This is a genomic window from Aurantiacibacter odishensis, from assembly GCF_003605195.1.
In the GTDB taxonomy this organism is placed as follows: Bacteria; Pseudomonadota; Alphaproteobacteria; order Sphingomonadales; family Sphingomonadaceae; genus Alteraurantiacibacter; species Alteraurantiacibacter odishensis.
The window spans coordinates 15,521-33,906 of sequence record NZ_QYOS01000024.1 but is presented as its reverse complement, the minus strand read 5'-3'; the positions used below and the strand labels follow the sequence as shown (position 1 = coordinate 33,906).

Here is an 18,386-nt window from a genome sequence, read left to right as displayed (position 1 = left end):
GCCTGCGCCCGCTCCCATGAACGCCGGGTTTACGAACTGTGGTCGGCCACGATCCTCCAACCGTCGTCCTCGCGGGCGAAGACGAGGCTGGTGAAGCCCGTCGCCGGTTCGCGGCCTTCGGGATAGGTGAGGATGTAGCGTCCGATGTAGAGCGCGTGGCCATCGCCCAGTGCGCGCACATCTTCGGTCTCGAATGTCAGCACGCCGCGCTCTGCCGGGTCGGGCTGCGACCAGTCGTAGGCCTCGCGGTAGCGTTCCTCCATCGCGGCCTTTCCGCGCATCAAGCCGCCTGAACCTACGAAGCTGGTTTCGGGCGCATCGGAATAGATGGCGAGGAAGCGACCCATGTCGCCCTCGTTCCACCCGGCGGCGCTATCCTCCATCACCGCCTCGATTTCCGAGACTTGCGGCGCGGCGACGCTATCTGCGGTCGCAGCCTCGACAGGTTCCGGCTCCGGCGTGCAGGCGGCCAGCGCCGCCGCGCCTGCGATGAGGAAAGCGATGCGCATCAGCTTGCCTTGCGGAACAGCAGCGTCATCCGGTCGCTCTCGCCGATTTCGGCGCGGCGGGCGCGTTCTTCGCTTCCCTCAGGGGCGCCGCGATAGCTGGGCGGCAGGCTCCACACGCCGCCTTCCCAGTCGGCGGGATCAGCAGGGTTGGCGTTAACTTCGCTGGCGGAAACAAGGTCGAACCCGTAGATCGCGAACAGGCGGATTACGTCCGCCTGCCGCTGGTAGCCGTTCTGGCCCATCGTGTAGTCGACCGGCGCATCGTCTTTTGCGCGGTGCTGCACCACACCCACCATCCCGCCGTCCTTCAGCAGGGTGCGAAAGGCCATCATCGAATCGTGCGTCCAGCCAAAGCGGCGCATGTTGTGCATTTCACGGAACACCAGCACCATGTCCGCCGTGCCAGCATGGGCTTCCAGATCGTCATCGGTGTTGAGACCGATCACCTCTGCCCCGTCATCCCCCACCCATTCGGCAGCGTCGGCGGGAATGCGCGTGGCGGCATCGCGGTACATGTCCCAGTAGCCGGTCAGCGAGGGGTGCAGTTCGGGATTGAGGCCGATGTAGGTGCCCTCGTCGCCGAGAAAGGGGATCAGCACGCGCGAATACCAGCCGCCAGCGGGCATGTAATCGACCACGGTCATGTCCGGTTCGACTCCGAAGAAGGCCAGCGTCTCTGCCGGGTTGCGGGCATCGTCGCGCGCACGGTCTTCGGCGCGGCGCGGGTGGAGCAGCACGCTTTCCAGGTTGAGCGCGTTCTCCATCTCGGTCGGCGCGTCGGACTGGTGATGGTCCGCCAGCGCGGGCGTGGAGAGGGCCATCGCGGCCCCAGCAAGGATTGCAGGAATACGCATCAGTCGGCCTTTCGGAAAAGGAGGGTCATGCGGTCGCTCTCGCCGATTGCCATCAGGCGTTCGCGGTCCTCGTCCCCGCCTGCCAGAACGGGCGGAAGGGTCCACACACCGCGCTCCCAGTCGGCGGGATCGTTCGGGTTGGCGTTGATCTCGCTTTCGGCCGCGAGTTCGAAGCCATGCGCGGCGAACAGGTTCACCACGTCGGCCTGGCGCAGATATCCGCGCGAACCATTGGCATCGTCGTAGCTGGCATCCGCCGGCGCGCGGTGCTGCACCACGCCGACCATGCCATCGTTGGCCAGCAGGCGGCGCATGGCGCGAAGCTGGGTGTCTGCCGCTTCGTTGTTGAGCAGGCCGTGCAGCGAGCGGAACACGAGGATCCGGTCAACGGTGCCGTGCATGTCCTCGGTGATCTCGTCGGTCTCGAACGCCGCGATCTCGCTCGCGGGAATGCCCGTCCAGCCGCTGGCAGCGGTGGTGAAGCGCTGCGTCCACGGCGGCGTGCCCTCCTCCGGCGTGCCGGTGTCGGGCTGCATCGCCATGTACGTGCCCTGCGGAGCGATCCACGGCAGAAGCACGCGGGTGTACCAGCCGCCGCCGGGCCCGTATTCGACCACGCGCATGGTCGGCTCGACACCGAAGAAGGCCAGCGTTTCGGCCGGATTGCGATACCGGTCGCGCGGTGCATCCTCGGCGCGGGTGTTCATCGCCAGCACATCCTCCAGCGAAGGAGCCTCGGCATGGTCGTCAGCCAGTGCGGGGGCGGAAACGGAAATGGCGAAAGCTGCAAGAAGGGGGGCAAGACGCACGGGAATTCTCTCCTGAAACGATAACCGTTCGCAGTTTAGGACCTATGGGCGGGATGACAAGCGGACTTAGGGCCCCCATGTGGCAGGCCAAAGGAGACACATGATGAGTGAAACGGTAATCGTCGCAGGCGGATGCTTTTGGTGCACGGAAGCGGTGTTCAAGGACGTGATCGGCGTGGAGAGCGTGGAAAGCGGCTATATCGGCGGCACCACTGCGAACCCGACCTACAAGGAAGTCTGCACCGGCAGCACCGGCCATGCCGAGGGCGTGAAAGTGACCTTCGACCCCGACACAGTCACCCTGCCCGAAATCTACGACATGTTCATGGGCACGCACGACCCTAGCCAGCTCAATCGCCAGGGCAACGACGTGGGCACGCAGTATCGCAGCGCGATCTTCCCACTTTCGGACGAGCAGAAGGCCGAAGCCGAAGCGGCCATCGCGCGCTGGAACGAGAGCCACGATGGCAAGGCCGTGACCACCATCGAGAGCGGCGAATGGTATCCGGCGGAAGACTATCACCAGGAATACTGGGAAGGCGAAGGCCAGCGGAACCCCTACTGTATGGCCGTGATCCCGCCCAAGCTGATGAAGCTGAGGAAGAGCTTCGCCGACAAGGTGAAGAACTGAAAGGCGCTTCTTCCAGGCAAAGAAAAAGCCCGGCTGTTGCCAGCCGGGCCTTGGAAGTTTGGGAGAGGATGCCTGAAAAGGCATGCCCTATTTGTGCGCTGCAGCATCATGTTGCAAGTGCGAAAAATGCAGATGCGCTTGCAACAAACGCAATCGCCCTTTCAGGCGTCGGTTTGTCAGGGCCGGGCTTGCTTAAACATTTGACCTAACTTGCGGTAAGGCTCAACGCACACCAGGCGCAGGCCGCAGCGGCTCCCAGGCTCATCTGGAAAGAACGGATCTGTCCGGCAATCTCCTTCGCCTCGGCCCGATGCTTCTGGCGATCGGCTGCATTGTCGGTCTCGTCCAACGCGATGAGCGCGTGTTGATGCGCGGCATATTTCTTGTTCAGGTCCATGGGTGATCTCCGGCTCGCTGCGGAAATGCCGGATGCATGGCCGCTGTTGTCGTGTTGCTCAATCGACCATCGCTGCGACCAGTCGTCGCAGTTCGAGGGTCGAAAGGATGCCGGGCATGTTGGCGTTGTGATCGACATACCCATGGTTGCTCCGGCTGGTGCCCGAGCGATTTGGCTGGCGCGCGTCGGCGCCCGAAAACGTGTTGTTCATTGTATCCTTGTCGGCAACGCGCTGTGGCTGCCCTTCTTTAAGTCTGTATCAGCGCCGGAATCCGCGTTTGCGCGGACCGCCCGGGCCTTGCCCGGGTGTCCGCTCGCGGAAAGTGATCCGACCCTTGGTCAGATCGTAAGGCGTCATTTTGACATGCACGCGGTCTCCGGCGACGGAGCGGATGCGGTAACGCCGCATCTTGCCAGCGGTATAGGCGATGATCTGGTGGCCATTGTCGAGTGTGACGCCGAAGCGTCCATCGGGCAAAACCTCGTTGATCTCGCCCTCCAATGTCCTCAGTTCTTCTTTTGCCAAACCGTATCCGCCAATCCCGAAACCACATGCAAAAAATCCGTCCGCGCACGGGCTTGTCCCGAGGCGGAGCCAGGCAGCATGTGAGGGGAAAAGTGGGACGCCTGAAAAGGCGGTCAAATTCCGTCGCAGGCGACGTTAGCAATCTTCATATAGCGCAATGTAAAAAAATTGCAAGTTGGACTCGCTTGCCGCCGGGGTCACGCCCTGAACCGGGCGATGAAAAATCCGTCCAGCCCGCCGTGGTCCGGCAACATTCCCGGATCGGTGCGAACGTGCCCGGCCTCCGTGGGTTGCAATCCGGCCGGAAGATCGTCGGCGCGGATAGGGTCTGGCGTCAGGGTGCAGGCTGCGGCGATATCCTCGCCTTCCTCGCGTTCCAGCGAGCAGGTTGCGTAGACCAGCGTTCCGCCCGGTTTCACCCAGCCGCTGGCGCGGGCGATCAACCTCGCCTGCAATTCCGCCATCTCGGCGATCTGGCGCGGCCCGATGCGATGGATAACTTCGGGATGGCGGCGGCAAGTGCCCGTGGCGGTGCACGGTGCATCCAACAGCACGGCATCGAACGGCGCATCCGGCTCCCATTCCAGCGCGTCGGCAATGACCGTGTGCGCCTCCAGCCCTGTGCGCGCGAGATTTTCGCGCAGGCGCATCATGCGTTTCGGGTGAACGTCCAGCGCGGTGACGTCCCATCCGGCTGCGGCAAGCTGCATCGTCTTACCGCCCGGCGCGGCGGCGATGTCGAGCACGCGTTTTCCTTCGCCCGCGCCAAGCAAAATGGCGGGGATGCCCGCCGCCAGGTCCTGCACCCACCAGCTACCCTGCTCGTATCCGGGCAGGTCGGTGACGGAGGTGCCGCGCGGCAGGCGAAGGTGTCCCGGTGCGAGGCTGGTAGCCTGCATTTGTGTGCTCATCTCGCCCGTCAGGTCCGGCGCTTTCAGCCGCAGGTCCAGCGGCGGAGGCGCGGCAATGCCAGCCGCGATGGTAGGCGCCCGCTCTCCCCAGCGCGCGGCGACGGCTTCGGGCAACGTCGGCACCGCGGGAAGGCTCGCCTCGCCTCGCGTGAGGGTCGCAAACACGCCGTGCGCGAGCCGCTTGGGTCCGCCATCCAGCAGCGGCAGCGCAGTGGCGACCACGGCGTGCGGCGGGGTTTCCAGCCGCAGCCAGCCTGCCAGCATGATCCGCAGTACCATGCGCGCCTTGGCATCGTCCGGCAGCGGGTTCTTCGTGGCGGAATCGATCAGCGCATCGAGGTCGACCAGCCAGCGCAGCACTTCCCCCGCAAGCGCCTTGGCCAGCGCGCGGTCCGAAAAAGCGGGCAGGCCGTTCGCCGCGCCGCCCGCCTGCTCCAGCGTCTCGCCCCGGCGCAGCACGGCATCAAGCATCTTGAGCGCGGCGCGGCGCGGTTGCAGTCCGGGGGTTTTGGCCATGACATGCCCCTAGGGCCAGTTGCGCCCCAGCGCCAGAGCGCCCATGTAGGAGCCGCTATGAAAAGAGCGACGAAACGACCCGAAGGCTTCACGAAGCCCGCCCACTGGACCAACGATCCGCCGCCCGCGCCGGAAAAGGGCAAGGTGGACGAGGAACTCAGCCCCACCCGCTACGGCGACTGGGTGAAGGACGGGATCGCGATCGACTTCTAGGGCTCGTCCTGATGTTCTGGAGCAGGTCCGAAGACTTTCTCCCAATCGATCCGCAACAGCAGTACCAGACCGATCAGCAACACCACCTGCAGGGCGATGCCCCATGGGCTGGAGAGCGAATCGCGAAATACGTCGCCAAGCGACGAATGCGCGATCAGCTGCGCGGAGCCTGCATAGATCGAATAGGACACCAGCCTTCCGGCAAAGAACGCGGCGGTAAAGGCGGCGATGGGGATGCCCGCCAGCCCCACCGCGGCGAACAGTTGCGCGGAGGGCACGGGAGACACCGCGAACAGTGCCAGCGCCGCAAGACCGTTGCGCTTCTTGCGCTCGAAAGCGGCGCGCGCGGCGGCGAGGCTACGCTTCGTCTTTTCCGGCACGTATCGAGACAGGAGCCGAAAGCCGTGGGCCAGGGTGAACCGGCCCGATGCCGCCGCCAGCGCGCCCACCGCGACGATGCCCGGCACCGGCATTTCGGTGTTGAGACCGAACAGCACGATCACCGACCACGTCGGCGGACCGAAGGCGGGAAGCAGGTTGATGGCGTAGACCACGCCGAACAGGACCAGGAACTCCGTGACGCCGCCCGAAGCGGCGCCGAAGGTCAGATCCACCCGCCCAGATCGCGGCGGATGATCGTCTCCAGCATGGCCATGCCGGGATCGCTGGTATTGAGGCAGGACAGCGCGGCAAACTTCTCGCCGCCCGCTTCCTCGAACTGTTCCTTGCCCTGCAATGCCAGCTCTTCCAGCGTCTCAAGGCAGTCGGCCGAGAAACCGGGAGCGGCGACGGCAAGGCGCTTCGTGCCCTTCCGGCCTTCCGCTTCCAGCGTATCGTCGGTGGCGGGCTCCAGCCACTTGGCGCGGCCGAAACGGCTCTGGAAAGTGGTGACCATGCGCAGGCCCGGACGCGCCATCTTCGCTTCCAGCAGGCGCGCGGTCTTGCGGCAATGGCAATGGTATGGGTCGCCAAGGTCCAGCGTGCGCTGCGGCATCCCGTGGAAGCTCAGGAGGAGCACTTCGGGGGTAAAATCCAGCGCGTCTAGCTGGCGGCCAAGGTCTGCGGCCAGCGCATCGATATAGGCAGGATCATCGTGATAGGGCGGCAGGGTGCGAAGGCTCGCCTGCCAGCGTTTCTCGCGCAGCCAGTCCGCCGCCTTGTCCACCACCGTGGCCGTCGTCGCGGCGCAGTATTGCGGGTAGAGCGGGGCGAGCAGGATGCGGTCGCACCCTGCATCCATCAGCTTTTCCAGCTGACCCGGAATGGCAGGCTCGCCGTAGCGCATGGCCCATTCCACCATCACGCCCTCACCCAGCCGCTCCTGCAGGCCCTCCGCCTGATTGGAGGTAATGGCGGCAAGCGGTGAGCCCTTGTCGGTCCACACTTCGCGATAAGCGGCGGCGCTTTTCTGCGGGCGGGTGTTGAGGATGATGCCGCGCAGGATCGGCTGCCAGACCAAAGCAGGTATCTCGATCACGCGGGGATCGGACAGAAACTCGGCCAGATAGCGGCGCACCGGCCCGGTTTCGGGCGCTTCGGGCGTGCCCAGGTTCACCACCAGAACACCGATTCGCCCTGACTTTACAGGCGGATGGTCTTGGGGAAGCTGCTGCTGTGTCCAGGTCATGGAAGCGCCGATAGCAGCGGAAGGCGGCGCAGGCGAACACCTGTTGCGCTGGCAAAGGCATTGGCGACGGCGGGCGCGACCGGCGGCACCCCGATTTCGCCGGGATCGAAAGGCTCCGCATCGCTGGCGACCAGTTCGATCACGATCTCGGGGCAATCCTCCAGCGTGGGCATGGCGAGCGCGGAAAGCCGCTGGTGCGTGGGCAGGCCTTCGGAATAATCGGTGGAACAGCCCAGCGCCATGGCGAGACCGAACACCATACCGCCCTCGATCTGCTGCAGGGCGATGTCGCGGTTCACCACGCGGCCGATGTCCACGCAGGCGAACAGCCGCCGCGCGCGCAGGCCACCCTCGCCAGCGCCAGCCTCTGCCACCACGGCGATGCGACCTACCGCGTCACCCAGTTGCATCCGGTGGCAGGCGATGCCCTGCCCGCTGCCGGGCCGTCCGCCGTCCCAGCTGGCAAGGCGCGCGGCGCGTTGCAGCACGTCCGCCATTCCGGGGTCGCCGCCCAGCATGGCGATGCGGTAGCTCATCGGCTCTCGCTCGTGATCCTGCGCCACCTCGTCGATGAAGCATTCGCGCATGAAGCAGTTGTAGCCATCGGACTGCCCGCGCATCGGGGCCGTGGGCAGCATGGTGACGACGGGCACGTGCTCCACCGATAAGTTGGTCACGCCGTATGGCCCCGCCAGTCCCGACACGGCGAAGGGATCGGCCTCGCCCTCCAGCGCATCGATCGCGGCCCAGCTCACCTCGTTCTCGAACAGGCGGCGGCCGAATTCGTGCATGGTCGGCGGGCTGGCGACGCGCAGGCGGAGGGCGGCGATATTGCCCTCGTCATCGGTCTGCGCGGCGATCAGCCCGGCGGCCGGCGCGCGCGGCTTGCTGGCGACCATTTCCTGCCAGCGGGACCATGTCAGCTGCACCGGCCTGCCCACCTCGCGCGCCAGCAGGGCAACCTCGATGGCCACCTCGTTCTCCAGCCGCCTGTCGAAACTGCCGCCCGCCGACACCGGGTAGAGCACCACCTTGCCAACGCTCATGCCCAGCGCCTTCGCCGCAGCCTTGCGCGCCTGCTCCGGCGCCTGGGCGGGCAGCCAGAGTTCCAGTATCCCGTCCATCAGCCGCGCGGTCGCGCTGGTGGTCTCGATGGTGGCGTGGACGCCGGGAGCAATGTCGTACCGGCGCGACATGGTGGGGGTGTAGCCTTCTATGCCCTCGCCGCGCTTTTCGAACACCGTTCCCGGCCCCCCGGCCAGGTGGCGGTCAAGCGCCTCGTTGATGGAGGAGCTGCGCGCCGGGCGATCTATGCCGAAGCGCGGCGCGATGGACTGCAGCGCCTGCTCCGCTGCCCACCAGTTGTCCGCCACGGCTGCCAGCCACCGCTTGCCGCGCACCAGCTGGATCAGGCCGCGCTGCCCGCTGGCGAGCGATGGGTCGAAATCGAGCAGTTCCGCCTTGTCGTGCGGCCCGTGGCGGATGGCGGCAAAGACCATGCCCGGCAAGCGCACGTCGCCTGCGAAGACGTGGCTGCCGTCCACTTTGGAAGGCAGGTCCACTCGGGGAAAGGCGGGAGCGAGGTCGGTATCCTGAATGCCCGCCAGGACTGCCGGGTCGACCGGGGCCTCGGTCTTGAGCGGCGGCGGGTCGGGCGGATCGAAACGCGCGGCTTCCAGCGCCAGTTCGGCAAAGCTGGCTGCCTTGTCGTCGTGGTAGATAACGCCGTTCTCCGCCCTGCACTGTTCCCACGGCACGTCCCACCGCTCCGCCGCTGCCTGCTGCAACATGGCGCGCGCGGCGGCGGCCGCATCGCGGCAGGCGGCCTCGTATGCGGCCAGGGTCGTGCCGCGGGCGGTGACGGTAAAGCGTTCGTCCTGTGCCCAGTTACGCAACAGGACATCGTCCGGATCGTCCGCCAACGCCGGGATCACCGGCTTCCACAGCGGTGCCCACTCGGCGGCCAGCGGCACGTTGGCATAGGCTCCGCTGACGGGTGCAGGCTCGGCGGCGACCTGCCGCCAGTCAGCGCCCAGTTCCATCGCCACGATCTGCGGCAGCAGGGTGGTGACGCCCTGCCCCATTTCCAGCTGCGGCACGGCCACCGTCACCACGCCATCGGCGCCGATCTTCAGCCAGGCATCGACGGCAATCTCGTTCTCACCGGGCGCGAGCGGGTTCTCGAACTCGCGCGGGAGCAGGCTCCACGCCACCAGCAGGCCGCCGCCGACCGCCGCACCTGCCAGCAATCCGCGCCGCGAGACCTTCACCCGTCGTCAGCCTTTGGCCTTGCCGAGATAGTCGGCTAGTCCGGCCGCGATTCCCGCGAAATGGGGGCCGTGCTCGGTATCGTTGGCGGCGGGCGGCTGGCCGGTATCGCTGGCCACGCGGATTTCCATGGCGAGCGGGATACGGCCTAGGAACGGCACGCCCAGCGCCTGCGCTGCGGCTTCCGTGCCGCCCTGCCCGAACGGGTTGCTGATCGCGCCGCATTCCGGGCACAGGTAACCGGCCATGTTCTCCACCAGCCCGACGATCGGCACCTGCGCCTGCTTGAACAGGTCGATCGCGCGCGTCGCGTCGATCAGGGCAAGGTCCTGCGGGGTGGAGACAACCACGGCGCCGGCGGGCTTGAACTTCTGCAGCATGGTAAGCTGCACGTCGCCGGTGCCGGGCGGCAGGTCCACGATCAGCAGCTCGGTATCGCCCCAGTCAGCGTCCATCAGCTGCGCCAGCGCCTGCCCTACCATCGGGCCGCGCCAGGCGATGGCCTTGCCCGGTTCGATTAGCTGGCCCATCGACAGGACCTTCACGCCGAATTCGCTTTCTGTCGGGATCAGCGTCTGCCCCTCGGCACGCACCTTCTCGTTGGCGGTGCCCAGCAGCAGCGGCTGCGAGGGGCCGTAGATATCGGCATCCACCACGCCGACCTTCACACCTTGATTGGCGAGCGCCACGGCGAGGTTGGTGGTGAGCGTGGACTTGCCCACGCCGCCCTTGCCCGATCCCACGGCGATGATCTGGCGCTGCACCTTGTCCGCCATCAGCGCCACGCGAACCTCGTCCACGCCCTCCACGGCACCCACGGCTTCTTCCAGCTCGCGCTGCAATTGCGCCGCGGCGCTGCGGCCAAGGCCACCCGCGTCGGCGATGATCGTGGCCACCCCGTTCCTGAACTTTGCGGATTTCACCATGCCGGAGAGTTCGGGCGGAATGGCGGCGGTGACGGCTGTATCGCTACTCATGGCGGGCACTGCTAGCGCCTTCATGGGCCAAGGTCAGCAATATTGGACCTTCGACCCCCTGTTTTTTGTAGAAACCCTACCTATAGATAGGTGCATGACATCTTTGGGTGGGTTTTTCGAAAGGTTCGGCCTGGCAATGGCTGGAAAGCGCAATCCCTGGGGGAAGCCCCCCGGTGGCTCTGGTGGTGGCAATGACGATGGCGGCTCCGGCGATAGCGGCGGGGATGACGCGCCGACCGGCGAGAACGATGCGCCGCCTCCGCGCGGACCACGCAACCCGTGGCTGCCCGGCGGCGGCTCCGGTGGTTCGGATCGCGGGCGGCGCAGCGCCAACATCGAGGATATTTTCAAGAACCGCGGCCCCGAAGGCCCACGCCGCAGTGGCGGCGGTGGCGGTGGGCCGAACTTCCGCATTCCTCAACGCCCCGGCGGCGGCAGCTGGTTCCCGCTGGCGATTGCCGCGATCATCGGCGTGTGGGTGCTGGCCACGTCCATCCACTTCATCCAGCCGCGCGAGCAGGCCACCGTCACCTGGCTGGGCGGCAAGTATTCGCGCACGCTCAACCCCGGCACGGAATGGACCTTCCCCTGGCCGATCCAGTCGGTCAGCGTGGAAAACGTCAGCGAGATCCGCCGCGAGACGATCGGCGACGGGGCCGAGAACCTGATTCTTACAGGGGACCAGAACCTGGTCGACCTTTCCTACCTCGTTCGCTGGAACATCAAGGACCTGGTGCTCTACGAATTCCAGCTGGCCGATCCGCAGGAAACCCTGCGCGAATCCGCCGAAAGCGCCATGCGCGCTGCCATCGCGGAAACCGATCTCGACACCGTGCTGTCGGGTGCAGGCCGCGAACAGGTGGAAACGCGCGTGCGTGAGCGGATGCAGACGCTGCTCGACTCCTACGGCGCGGGCATTGCCGTGCAGGGCGTGGAAATCGCCCGTACCGAAGCGCCGCAGCAGGTGATCGAGGCCTTCAACGACGTGCTCGCCGCGCGCCAGGATGCCGAGCGCAACCTGAATGAGGCGCGCCGTTACGAACAGCAGTTGCTCGCTTCTGCCCAGGGTAGCGCGGCCGAGTTCAACGAAATCTACTCGCAGTACCGCCTCGCCCCTGAAGTGACGCGGCGGCGCCTGTATTACGAAACCATGGAGCGTGTCTTGCGCGATACCGACAAGACCATTGTCGAAGCCGATGGCGTGACCCCCTACCTGCCGCTGCCCGAAGTGCGCCGCCGTTCGCAGGAAGCGCAGGGTCCGTCGCTCACCGTCTCCGGCCAGCAGGGAGGGCAGTAAGATGTGGGAACGCTACAAGACCGCAATCGTCGCCGTTGCCGTGCTGGCGGTGCTGGCCATGTCCATGATGGTGATCGTCCCCGAGACGCATCAGGGCGTGGTGATCCGCACCGGTGAGCCCAACCGCGTCATCAATCGCTTCGATCCGGACGAGCCCTATGGCCAGACCGGGGCGGGCCTCTCCTGGCGCATTCCGATCCTGGAACGCGTGCAGATGGTGGACCGGCGCGTGCTCGATCTCGACATGGAAGGCGAAACCGTACTGTCGAACGACCAGCAGCGTCTGGAAGTGAACGCCTATGCCCGGTATCGCATCTTCGATCCCGTGCTGTTCGTGCAGAGCGCATCGAGCGAGGAGCAGCTGGTCAACCAGCTCGAACCCATCCTCACTTCGGTGCTGCGACAGGAGCTTGGCCGGCGGACTTTCGCCAGCCTGCTGACGCCGGAACGCGGCACGGCCATGAGCAACATCCGCGCAGCTCTGGACCGGCAGGCCCGGCAGTACGGTGCGCAGGTGCTGGACGTGCGGATCAAGCGCGCGGACCTGCCGCAGGGCACGCCGCTGCAGGCCGCTTTCAACCGCATGGAATCGGACCGGCAGGAAGAGGCCGAGACGATCCGCGCCGGTGGCCGCCGCGATGCGCAGATCATCCGGGCAGAGGCGGAAGCCAACGCCGCGCAGATCTATGCCGAGGCCTACAACCAGGATCCCGATTTCTACGACTTCTTCCGGGCCATGCAGTCCTACCGCTCCACTTTCGAGGGCGGATCGGGCGAAAGCTCGATCATCCTGAGCCCGGATAACGAATACCTCCGCCAGTTCCGCAACCCCGGCAATTGACCGGGACGGAACTCGCGGCCGAGGTTGACGACTACACTTGTCGTTAAACGCGTGTTCAGCCGGTTTCGGGTGGAAAGCGCGTCTCGGGACGGAACCAATTGCGCCCCTGTGCGACTGCATCAGGAGGACGCGTGAAGATCAAGAGGATACAAAGGACGTGAAGCCAGTGCGCTATTCATACGCTTTCACATCGGCCCTGCTGGCAGGCGGGGCGGCCATTTCGCTGCTGACGGGTTATCCCGCAGGTGCCCAGGTTGCACAGAACGACCGTATCCAGATGCAGAACACCGTGCCGGTGGCAGGTGCACCTGCCAGCTTCGCGGACCTGACGGAGGCGCTGCAACCGGCGGTGGTGAACATCTCCACCCGCCAGTCCATCACCATCCCGCAGGCGCAGAACCCGTTCGAAGGCACGCCCTTCGGCCAGTTCTTCAACCAGCGCCGCGGCGGACCGCAGCGGCGTGAGGCGACCTCGCTCGGCTCCGGCTTCATCGTTTCGGCCGACGGCTACGTCGTTACCAACAACCACGTCGTTTCGCCCGATGCGCGCGCGACGCTGGAAGAAGTAACGGTTACGCTGCCCAACGGCACCGAATACGAGGCCGAGCTGGTCGGCACCGATCCCTCGTCCGACCTTGCCGTGCTGAAGATCAGCCGCGCGCAACCATTCCCCTTCGTCAATTTCGGCGACAGTGCGCAGGCGCGCGTGGGCGACTGGGTGATCGCCATCGGCAATCCTTTCGGCCTTGGCGGCACGGTAACGAGCGGTATAGTATCGGCCGTGCAGCGCTCCACTGGATCGGGCGGCGCGTTCGACCGCTATATCCAGACCGATGCCGCCATCAACCGCGGCAATTCGGGCGGTCCGCTGTTCGACATGCAGGGCAACGTCATCGGCATCAACAACGCCATCCTCTCACCTTCGGGCGGCAGCGTCGGGATTGGCCTTGCCATCCCGGCAGAAGACGCAGCGCCCATCGTGCGCTCGCTGATCGCTGGTGAAGCGATCGAGCGCGGCTATCTCGGCGTGCAGATTCAGCCGGTGGACGAAGACATTGCCGAAGCCCTCGGCATCGACGAGGGCGTGGGCGAGCTGGTGCAGGGCGTGCAGCCGGGTGAAGCCGCCGAAAGCGCTGGCCTGCAGCCGGGCGACGTCGTGATTTCCGTTAACGGGCAGGAAGTCACGCCCGACAACACCTTGTCGCGCATCGTCGCCAATATCGCGCCGGGCACCACCGTGCCGCTCACGTTCATCCGCAGTGGTGAACGTCGCCGCGTCAACCTGACCGTGGGCCGCCGCCCCAGCGAGGAAGAGCTGATGCGGCAGAACATGTTCCAGGGCGAGGACGAGAGCATGCCCGCTCCGGAGGTGCCGGAAGAAGCCGGCCTGATGGAAGAGGTGCTGGGCATCCAGGCGGTGGAAATCACGCCGCAGATCGCCCGCCAGCTCGGCCAGCCCGCCGATACCACGGGCCTCGCCATCCTCGCGGTCGATCCGGCATCGGATGCCGCCCGCCGTGGTCTGGCGCGCGGGGTGATGATCCTGTCCGCAAACGGACGCGAAATCGCCAGTGTCGAGGATCTCGAAGCGGTGCTGCGCGCTGTGCAGAACGATGGCCGCGAAGCCGTGCTGCTGCGCGTTCGCAGCCGCCAGGGCACCACGCAGTCGGTGCCGGTTCGCTTCATGGAGGACTGATCCGATAATTAGCCGATCATCGCATCGGGAAGGAACACGAAGGGGCGGAGCCGCAAGGCTACCGCCCCTTAGTCGTTTCTGGCCAGCATTAAGCCGCGAAGCGCGCCAGCCTAGAACCGCTGTTCGATGATCCCGCTGGGCGCCGGGCGATAGTTCTGCTGCCGATCGTCGCGCGGCATATCCTGCCCCGTCGCCCGTTCGAGGAAATCGTCGCTCGCCGCAGGGGGCGGGGCGGCGCGGCGCGGGGGCTGCGCGCGCGTGGGTGCGGGTTCGGGTGACTGACCGGGCCGCACGTCCATGCCGCGCGGATCCAGCGGATCACGCACCACGTTCTCGCCCTCGCCTTCCACGTCGAAGCCTTCACCATAGCGGCCCTGCTGGCCACTGGGGTCGACCAGGTTGCCCTGCTCGTCGATATAGAAGTAATAGTCCTCGTCCTCGCCGAAGTAGAATTCATCGTCCGGCTCCAGCTGCCATTCGGGCAATTGGAGATCGGTGTCGAATTCCTCCACCGGGCGATCGCGCACGGCATAGCGCATGAAGGCGGCAAAGGCCTGAGCAGGGGCGCGTCCACCCTGCAAGGCAGGCACGCGGTCGTTGTTGTCCATGCCCATCCACACGCCGGTCGTGATGCCGCTGGAGAAGCCGACGAAGTAGCCATCGCGGTTCGAACTGGTGGTACCCGTCTTGCCCGCGACCGGCCGCCCGATCTGCGCCGCGCGCCCGGTGCCGGTGGCAACGGCCGTCTGCAAGAGGTCGGTAATCCCGGCGGCGACATAATCGGGCACCAGCGTGTAGGCGCGCGATTCCTTGTGGGTGTAGAGTTCTTCGCCGTCGGCGGTAGTGACACGCATGATGCCGTAGGGTTCGATGGAACGGCCGCCCGCGGAGACTGCGGCGAAGGCGCGCACCATGTCGATCAGGCGGACCTCTGACGTACCCAGCACCATTGAGGGATAGGTGCTGATCGGCGTGGTGATGCCAAACCGCCGCGCCATGCTGGCCACGTTGGAAAAGCCCACTTCGTTGCCCAGTTGCGCGGCGACGGTGTTCTTCGAGTAGGCAAAGGCACTGCGTACGTCGATCTCGCCGGCATAGGTGCCGCCGGAATTGCGCGGGCTCCAGTCGTTGATCGTTACCGGCACGTCCTGCACCCGGTCGTCAGGGGTGTAGCCCGCCTCCAGCGCGGCGAGATAGACGAACAGCTTCCAGGCGGAACCCGGCTGACGCATCGCGTCGGTTGCGCGGTTGTAATTGGACGTAACGTAGTCCGTGCCACCCACCAGCGCGAGGATCGCCCCATCGCGGTCCAGACTGACGAGCGCGCCCTGTGCCTGCCCCGGCACGTTGGACTGAATGGCCGTGGTGGCCGCGCGCTGCATGCCGACGTCCAGCGTGGTCCATACCTCGATCGGCTCGAACGTGCCGTTGGGCAGCAGCAGGTCGAGTTGCGGCAGGGCCCAGTCGGTGAAATAGCGGATCGAGTTCTGCCCCTCAGTGGTGGACAGCTTCACCGCGTCCACGTTCACCTGTCGCGCCACGGCCGGGTCCAGGTCGCCGTAACGCACCATCTGCCCTACCACCACGTTGGCACGGCTCACGGCGGCTTCCACATCGGCAGTCGGGGAATAGCGGCTGGGCGCCTTCACCAGCCCGGCGATGATCGCGGCCTCTTCCAGGCTCAGGTCCCGGGCGGAGTGGCTGAAGAACTTGCGGCTGGCGGAATCGATACCGTAGGCGCCGCCGCCGAAATAGACCTTGTTCAGGTACAGCTCGAGGATCTGTTCCTTCGAGAAACGCCACTCCAGCGCCATCGCCAGCACGGCCTCGCGCAGCTTCCTGTCCAGCGTGCGGTTGGAATTGAGGAAGACGTTACGCGCAAGCTGCTGTGTAATAGTGGAGGTGGCGGAAACCTGCCGGTCCTCGATCGTGGCGTTATAGACCGCGCGGGCGAGGCCCATCGGGTCGACGCCGAAGTGCGAATAGAAGCGGTGATCCTCTACCGAGATCATCGCCTGCTTCATCACGTCGGGAATCTCGTTCGCATCCAACCACTGGCCATAGCTCGGCCCGAGCTCCACGATCTGAGAACCGTCGCGGGCGCGCACGAGAATGGTCTGCCCGTTCTGGCTTTCGCGCAGGGAAGCATAGGAGGGCAGGCTGCGTGACGCGAAGAACACCGCCGTGGCAAGGCCGATGGCGGCGAGAACAGCAACCAGCACGCCGCCGATCGCGGCACGTTTCGTCCAGCGCCAGAGGGTCGCCTTGAAACCGCGTTCGGCAGCTTCGCGCTCACGCGCCTTCGATGCGGCGCGGCGCGAACGGGTTCCTCTGGTGTTGGAGCTGCTGCCCCGACGCTTCGACATCAGTCGTCAAATTCCTGCAATCGCGCGCTTGGCAAGCGCCATCATTCAGCTTCGGCTACGCCTTGCATAGGGCAAACGTAATGCAGGGTGAACGCCCGGCGTGATCATTCGCCCGGTTTTTCCTCCGGTTCGAATTGCAGCGCGGCGGAATTGATGCAGTAGCGCAGGCCTTCCGGCCCCGGCCCGTCCGGGAAAACGTGGCCCAGGTGTCCGGCGCATTTGCTGCACACCACTTCGGTGCGGACCATCCCGTGGGAGATATCCTGGTTCATTTCCACCGCCGACTGGTCGGCAGGTGCAGTGAAGCTGGGCCAGCCGGAGCCGCTGTCGTACTTGGCATCGCTTTCGAACAAAGGCTGACCGCACCCGGCGCACTTGTATTCGCCCTCGGCCTTGTTCTTCTCGTACTTGCCGGTGAAGGCCCGCTCGGTTCCCGCCTCGCGCAGGACGCGGTACTGTTCCGGCGTCAGCTTCTCGCGCCATTCGGCTTCAGTGAGTGAGATCTTGTCCGACGTCATTTCGTGACTCCTTGTCTGTTTTTCGCTCCCACCTCCGTGGGAGCGTCCTCGCTTGATGCGCTCCGCTTCGCTACGCGCCCGCTGCGGGCGGGCATTCGCCCTTGCGACCCGCTGGACGCGGGCCGAGCCGCGAGCAGATAAACGTTTGAACTGGATATCGGTTCGCCGAAGATGAACCGCAAGGCCGAACGGCCGCCCGAGCTTATGCGAGGAAAGCCAAGCAGCGCGGACGCGCTGCGCCCGGCGCTTGAGGGAGCAACAAACTAGGCATTCACGTCGGCGTAGTGCCGCGGTGCGGGGAGGCCTTCCATCTTCTGGCTCAGCAGCGGGGCGAAGCTGGGGCGGCTCTTCATCACCCTGTACCAGGCATGGGACTGGTCGTGCCCGCTCCAGTCGATCCCGCCGAGATAGTCTATCACCGAAAGCTGCGCCGCGGCGGCAAAATCGGCGAGGCTGAGCTGCGCGCCAGCCAGCCAGCGGCGGTTGTCGATCAGCCAGTCGATGTAGTCGAGATGCTCGTGCGTCAGCCGCATGGCCGCGCGCAGGGTGCCGCTATCGGGCGACTGGCGCAGGATCAGGCGCTTCTTCATCTTCTCGTAGATCAGCGGTTCGGTCACGTCGCCATAAAGGCCATCGTCGAACAGCGCCGTCAGACGGCGCACTTCGGCGCGAGCGGCGGCGGAACCGGGAATCAGCGGGCTCTTGCTCTCGGTTTCCTCGAAATATTCGCAGATCGCCTGGCTGTCGATCAGCACCAGTCGCCGTTCGGCATGGTGCAGCACCGGGGTCTTGCCCGCCGGGTTCAGCGCGTGAAAGGCATCGTCATCTTCCCACGGATAGGCCTTCTGCAAAGTATAGGGCACCTTCTTTTCGGAAAGCACCAGCTGCACCTTGCGGCTGAATGGACAGAGCGGGAAGTAGTAGAGTTGCCACATGCTTGCCTGTTGCTAATGCCGCAACAGGCGTTTCGGGTCCAGCGCCCAGAGCGAATGGTCGACGATTATTCTGCGGGCAAAAGGGTGAGGCACACGGGCATGACCTCGTCGATCGTGCCTTCGTCCCACAGGTCCTGCGCCTCGGCGGAAAGCGCTGCGGAGATTTCCTCGCGGCTGAGGCCGGCCTCGTCCATCACCTGCGCCGATGCCCGGACGAAGAATTCGCGCCCGCGCTGCGAGAGGTCGGGATAGCGCAAGGCGTCCGCATTGCCGTTGGCCTGGCCGTTGGCGACGATGGCGAAGGCGGCGGAGCAGCGCACCAGCATCCGGTGATCGAGGCTGAGCTGCGGCGTCTGCGCAAGGGCAAGCGACGGGGTGATTGCAAGCGCGACGGCGATGACAGTTCGGATCATGGTTACTCTCCTAGCGCGTCCAAGCTTAACCTGCGCCTTCAGCCAATTTGCCGCCGCGTCCCCAATCTCGTTGACTCTATCC

20 protein-coding genes are annotated in these 18,386 nt (G+C 65.7%); 5 read left to right on the top strand and 15 right to left on the bottom strand.

Annotated features, from left to right (window positions below):
- Nucleotides 1-29 precede the first annotated feature (29 nt).
- The 3 genes from D4Q51_RS09430 to D4Q51_RS09420 are packed head-to-tail and all read right to left on the bottom strand — an operon-like array spanning nt 30 to nt 2,172.
- Nucleotides 30-509: a YybH family protein gene (locus D4Q51_RS09430; protein WP_120077521.1), complete on the bottom strand. Its 480-nt coding sequence runs from the start codon at nt 507-509 to the stop codon at nt 30-32.
- A complete protein-coding gene (locus tag D4Q51_RS09425) occupies nt 509-1,363 on the bottom strand; it encodes a class I SAM-dependent methyltransferase (RefSeq protein ID WP_240624662.1) in 855 nt (284 codons plus the stop codon). Before D4Q51_RS09425 ends, D4Q51_RS09430 begins: the two co-directional genes overlap by 1 nt.
- On the bottom strand, nt 1,363-2,172 hold the full coding sequence (locus D4Q51_RS09420) for a class I SAM-dependent methyltransferase (protein ID WP_120077520.1): 810 nt from the start codon (nt 2,170-2,172) through the stop codon (nt 1,363-1,365). The genes D4Q51_RS09425 and D4Q51_RS09420 overlap by 1 nt, the downstream gene beginning before the upstream one ends.
- Nucleotides 2,173-2,272: 100 nt before the next feature.
- Here D4Q51_RS09420 and msrA point away from each other — a divergent pair, with 100 nt between their 5' ends.
- Nucleotides 2,273-2,803 carry a peptide-methionine (S)-S-oxide reductase MsrA gene (gene msrA, locus D4Q51_RS09415; protein WP_420807536.1) on the top strand — a complete coding sequence of 177 codons (531 nt, stop codon included), beginning with the start codon at nt 2,273-2,275 and terminating at the stop codon, nt 2,801-2,803.
- 205 nt (nt 2,804-3,008) lie between these two features.
- Here the strand turns inward: msrA and D4Q51_RS09410 are convergent, their stop codons facing one another.
- The 4 genes from D4Q51_RS09410 to D4Q51_RS09400 all read right to left on the bottom strand — a co-directional run bounded on the left by D4Q51_RS09410 (nt 3,009) and on the right by D4Q51_RS09400 (nt 5,153).
- Nucleotides 3,009-3,200, bottom strand: coding sequence for a hypothetical protein (locus D4Q51_RS09410; protein ID WP_120077519.1), 192 nt, complete (start codon nt 3,198-3,200; stop codon nt 3,009-3,011).
- A gap of 58 nt (nt 3,201-3,258) precedes the next feature.
- Entirely contained in the window at nt 3,259-3,411 is a 153-nt protein-coding gene (locus D4Q51_RS15720) for a hypothetical protein (protein ID WP_162925277.1), read from the bottom strand.
- A gap of 48 nt (nt 3,412-3,459) precedes the next feature.
- Nucleotides 3,460-3,726 carry a translation initiation factor IF-1 gene (gene infA, locus D4Q51_RS09405; protein WP_120077518.1) on the bottom strand — a complete coding sequence of 89 codons (267 nt, stop codon included), beginning with the start codon at nt 3,724-3,726 and terminating at the stop codon, nt 3,460-3,462.
- A gap of 197 nt (nt 3,727-3,923) precedes the next feature.
- Nucleotides 3,924-5,153: an RsmB/NOP family class I SAM-dependent RNA methyltransferase gene (locus D4Q51_RS09400; protein WP_120077517.1), complete on the bottom strand. Its 1,230-nt coding sequence runs from the start codon at nt 5,151-5,153 to the stop codon at nt 3,924-3,926.
- Nucleotides 5,154-5,210: 57 nt separating this feature from the next.
- On the opposite strand from D4Q51_RS09400, the gene D4Q51_RS09395 reads away from it, so the two are divergent.
- Nucleotides 5,211-5,366 carry a DUF1674 domain-containing protein gene (locus D4Q51_RS09395; protein ID WP_120077516.1) on the top strand — a complete coding sequence of 52 codons (156 nt, stop codon included), beginning with the start codon at nt 5,211-5,213 and terminating at the stop codon, nt 5,364-5,366.
- Here the strand turns inward: D4Q51_RS09395 and D4Q51_RS09390 are convergent.
- The 4 genes from D4Q51_RS09390 to D4Q51_RS09375 are packed head-to-tail and all read right to left on the bottom strand — an operon-like array spanning nt 5,363 to nt 10,238.
- Entirely contained in the window at nt 5,363-5,980 is a 618-nt protein-coding gene (locus tag D4Q51_RS09390) for a hypothetical protein (RefSeq protein ID WP_240624661.1), read from the bottom strand. The genes D4Q51_RS09395 and D4Q51_RS09390 overlap by 4 nt on opposite strands.
- On the bottom strand, nt 5,971-6,993 hold the full coding sequence (gene hemH / locus D4Q51_RS09385; protein WP_120077515.1) for a ferrochelatase: 1,023 nt from the start codon (nt 6,991-6,993) through the stop codon (nt 5,971-5,973). Before hemH ends, D4Q51_RS09390 begins: the two co-directional genes overlap by 10 nt.
- Nucleotides 6,990-9,263, bottom strand: coding sequence for a xanthine dehydrogenase family protein molybdopterin-binding subunit (locus tag D4Q51_RS09380; protein ID WP_120077514.1), 2,274 nt, complete (start codon nt 9,261-9,263; stop codon nt 6,990-6,992). The genes hemH and D4Q51_RS09380 overlap by 4 nt, the downstream gene beginning before the upstream one ends.
- A gap of 6 nt (nt 9,264-9,269) precedes the next feature.
- Nucleotides 9,270-10,238, bottom strand: a complete 969-nt coding sequence (locus D4Q51_RS09375) for an Mrp/NBP35 family ATP-binding protein (protein ID WP_120077945.1) — start codon at nt 10,236-10,238, stop codon at nt 9,270-9,272.
- Between the two features lie 136 nt (nt 10,239-10,374).
- Here D4Q51_RS09375 and hflK point away from each other — a divergent pair, with 136 nt between their 5' ends.
- From hflK to D4Q51_RS09360, 3 genes are all read left to right on the top strand, one after another.
- Nucleotides 10,375-11,535 (top strand): protease modulator HflK, encoded by a 1,161-nt coding sequence (gene hflK / locus D4Q51_RS09370; protein WP_120077513.1) that lies wholly within the window; start codon nt 10,375-10,377, stop codon nt 11,533-11,535.
- Nucleotide 11,536: 1 nt separating this feature from the next.
- On the top strand, nt 11,537-12,376 hold the full coding sequence (gene hflC / locus D4Q51_RS09365) for a protease modulator HflC (RefSeq protein ID WP_120077512.1): 840 nt from the start codon (nt 11,537-11,539) through the stop codon (nt 12,374-12,376).
- Nucleotides 12,377-12,533: 157 nt separating this feature from the next.
- Nucleotides 12,534-14,072, top strand: a complete 1,539-nt coding sequence (locus D4Q51_RS09360; RefSeq protein ID WP_420807535.1) for a Do family serine endopeptidase — start codon at nt 12,534-12,536, stop codon at nt 14,070-14,072.
- A 110-nt stretch (nt 14,073-14,182) separates the two neighbouring features.
- Here the strand turns inward: D4Q51_RS09360 and D4Q51_RS09355 are convergent, their stop codons facing one another.
- From D4Q51_RS09355 to D4Q51_RS09340, 4 genes are all read right to left on the bottom strand, one after another.
- Complete coding sequence (locus D4Q51_RS09355) at nt 14,183-16,438, bottom strand: transglycosylase domain-containing protein (RefSeq protein WP_120077510.1); 2,256 nt, start codon at nt 16,436-16,438, stop codon at nt 14,183-14,185.
- Nucleotides 16,439-16,542: 104 nt separating this feature from the next.
- A complete protein-coding gene (gene msrB / locus D4Q51_RS09350; RefSeq protein ID WP_120077509.1) occupies nt 16,543-16,956 on the bottom strand; it encodes a peptide-methionine (R)-S-oxide reductase MsrB in 414 nt (137 codons plus the stop codon).
- 263 nt (nt 16,957-17,219) lie between these two features.
- Entirely contained in the window at nt 17,220-17,891 is a 672-nt protein-coding gene (locus D4Q51_RS09345) for a glutathione S-transferase family protein (RefSeq protein ID WP_120077508.1), read from the bottom strand.
- A 65-nt stretch (nt 17,892-17,956) separates the two neighbouring features.
- A complete protein-coding gene (locus tag D4Q51_RS09340; RefSeq protein WP_240624660.1) occupies nt 17,957-18,304 on the bottom strand; it encodes a hypothetical protein in 348 nt (115 codons plus the stop codon).
- Nucleotides 18,305-18,386 lie beyond the last annotated feature (82 nt).

Coding starts and splice junctions, on each gene's coding strand:
- D4Q51_RS09430 (WP_120077521.1), bottom strand. CDS start 509: ATGCGCATCGCTTTCCTCATCGCAGGCGCGGCGGCGCTGGCCGCCTGC.
- D4Q51_RS09425 (WP_240624662.1), bottom strand. CDS start 1,363: ATGCGTATTCCTGCAATCCTTGCTGGGGCCGCGATGGCCCTCTCCACG.
- msrA (WP_420807536.1), top strand. CDS start 2,273: ATGATGAGTGAAACGGTAATCGTCGCAGGCGGATGCTTTTGGTGCACG.
- D4Q51_RS09410 (WP_120077519.1), bottom strand. CDS start 3,200: ATGGACCTGAACAAGAAATATGCCGCGCATCAACACGCGCTCATCGCG.
- D4Q51_RS15720 (WP_162925277.1), bottom strand. CDS start 3,411: ATGAACAACACGTTTTCGGGCGCCGACGCGCGCCAGCCAAATCGCTCG.
- D4Q51_RS09400 (WP_120077517.1), bottom strand. CDS start 5,153: ATGGCCAAAACCCCCGGACTGCAACCGCGCCGCGCCGCGCTCAAGATG.
- D4Q51_RS09395 (WP_120077516.1), top strand. CDS start 5,211: ATGAAAAGAGCGACGAAACGACCCGAAGGCTTCACGAAGCCCGCCCAC.
- hemH (WP_120077515.1), bottom strand. CDS start 6,993: ATGACCTGGACACAGCAGCAGCTTCCCCAAGACCATCCGCCTGTAAAG.
- D4Q51_RS09375 (WP_120077945.1), bottom strand. CDS start 10,238: ATGAGTAGCGATACAGCCGTCACCGCCGCCATTCCGCCCGAACTCTCC.
- hflK (WP_120077513.1), top strand. CDS start 10,375: ATGGCTGGAAAGCGCAATCCCTGGGGGAAGCCCCCCGGTGGCTCTGGT.
- hflC (WP_120077512.1), top strand. CDS start 11,537: ATGTGGGAACGCTACAAGACCGCAATCGTCGCCGTTGCCGTGCTGGCG.
- D4Q51_RS09355 (WP_120077510.1), bottom strand. CDS start 16,438: ATGTCGAAGCGTCGGGGCAGCAGCTCCAACACCAGAGGAACCCGTTCG.
- msrB (WP_120077509.1), bottom strand. CDS start 16,956: ATGACGTCGGACAAGATCTCACTCACTGAAGCCGAATGGCGCGAGAAG.
- D4Q51_RS09345 (WP_120077508.1), bottom strand. CDS start 17,891: ATGTGGCAACTCTACTACTTCCCGCTCTGTCCATTCAGCCGCAAGGTG.
- D4Q51_RS09340 (WP_240624660.1), bottom strand. CDS start 18,304: ATGATCCGAACTGTCATCGCCGTCGCGCTTGCAATCACCCCGTCGCTT.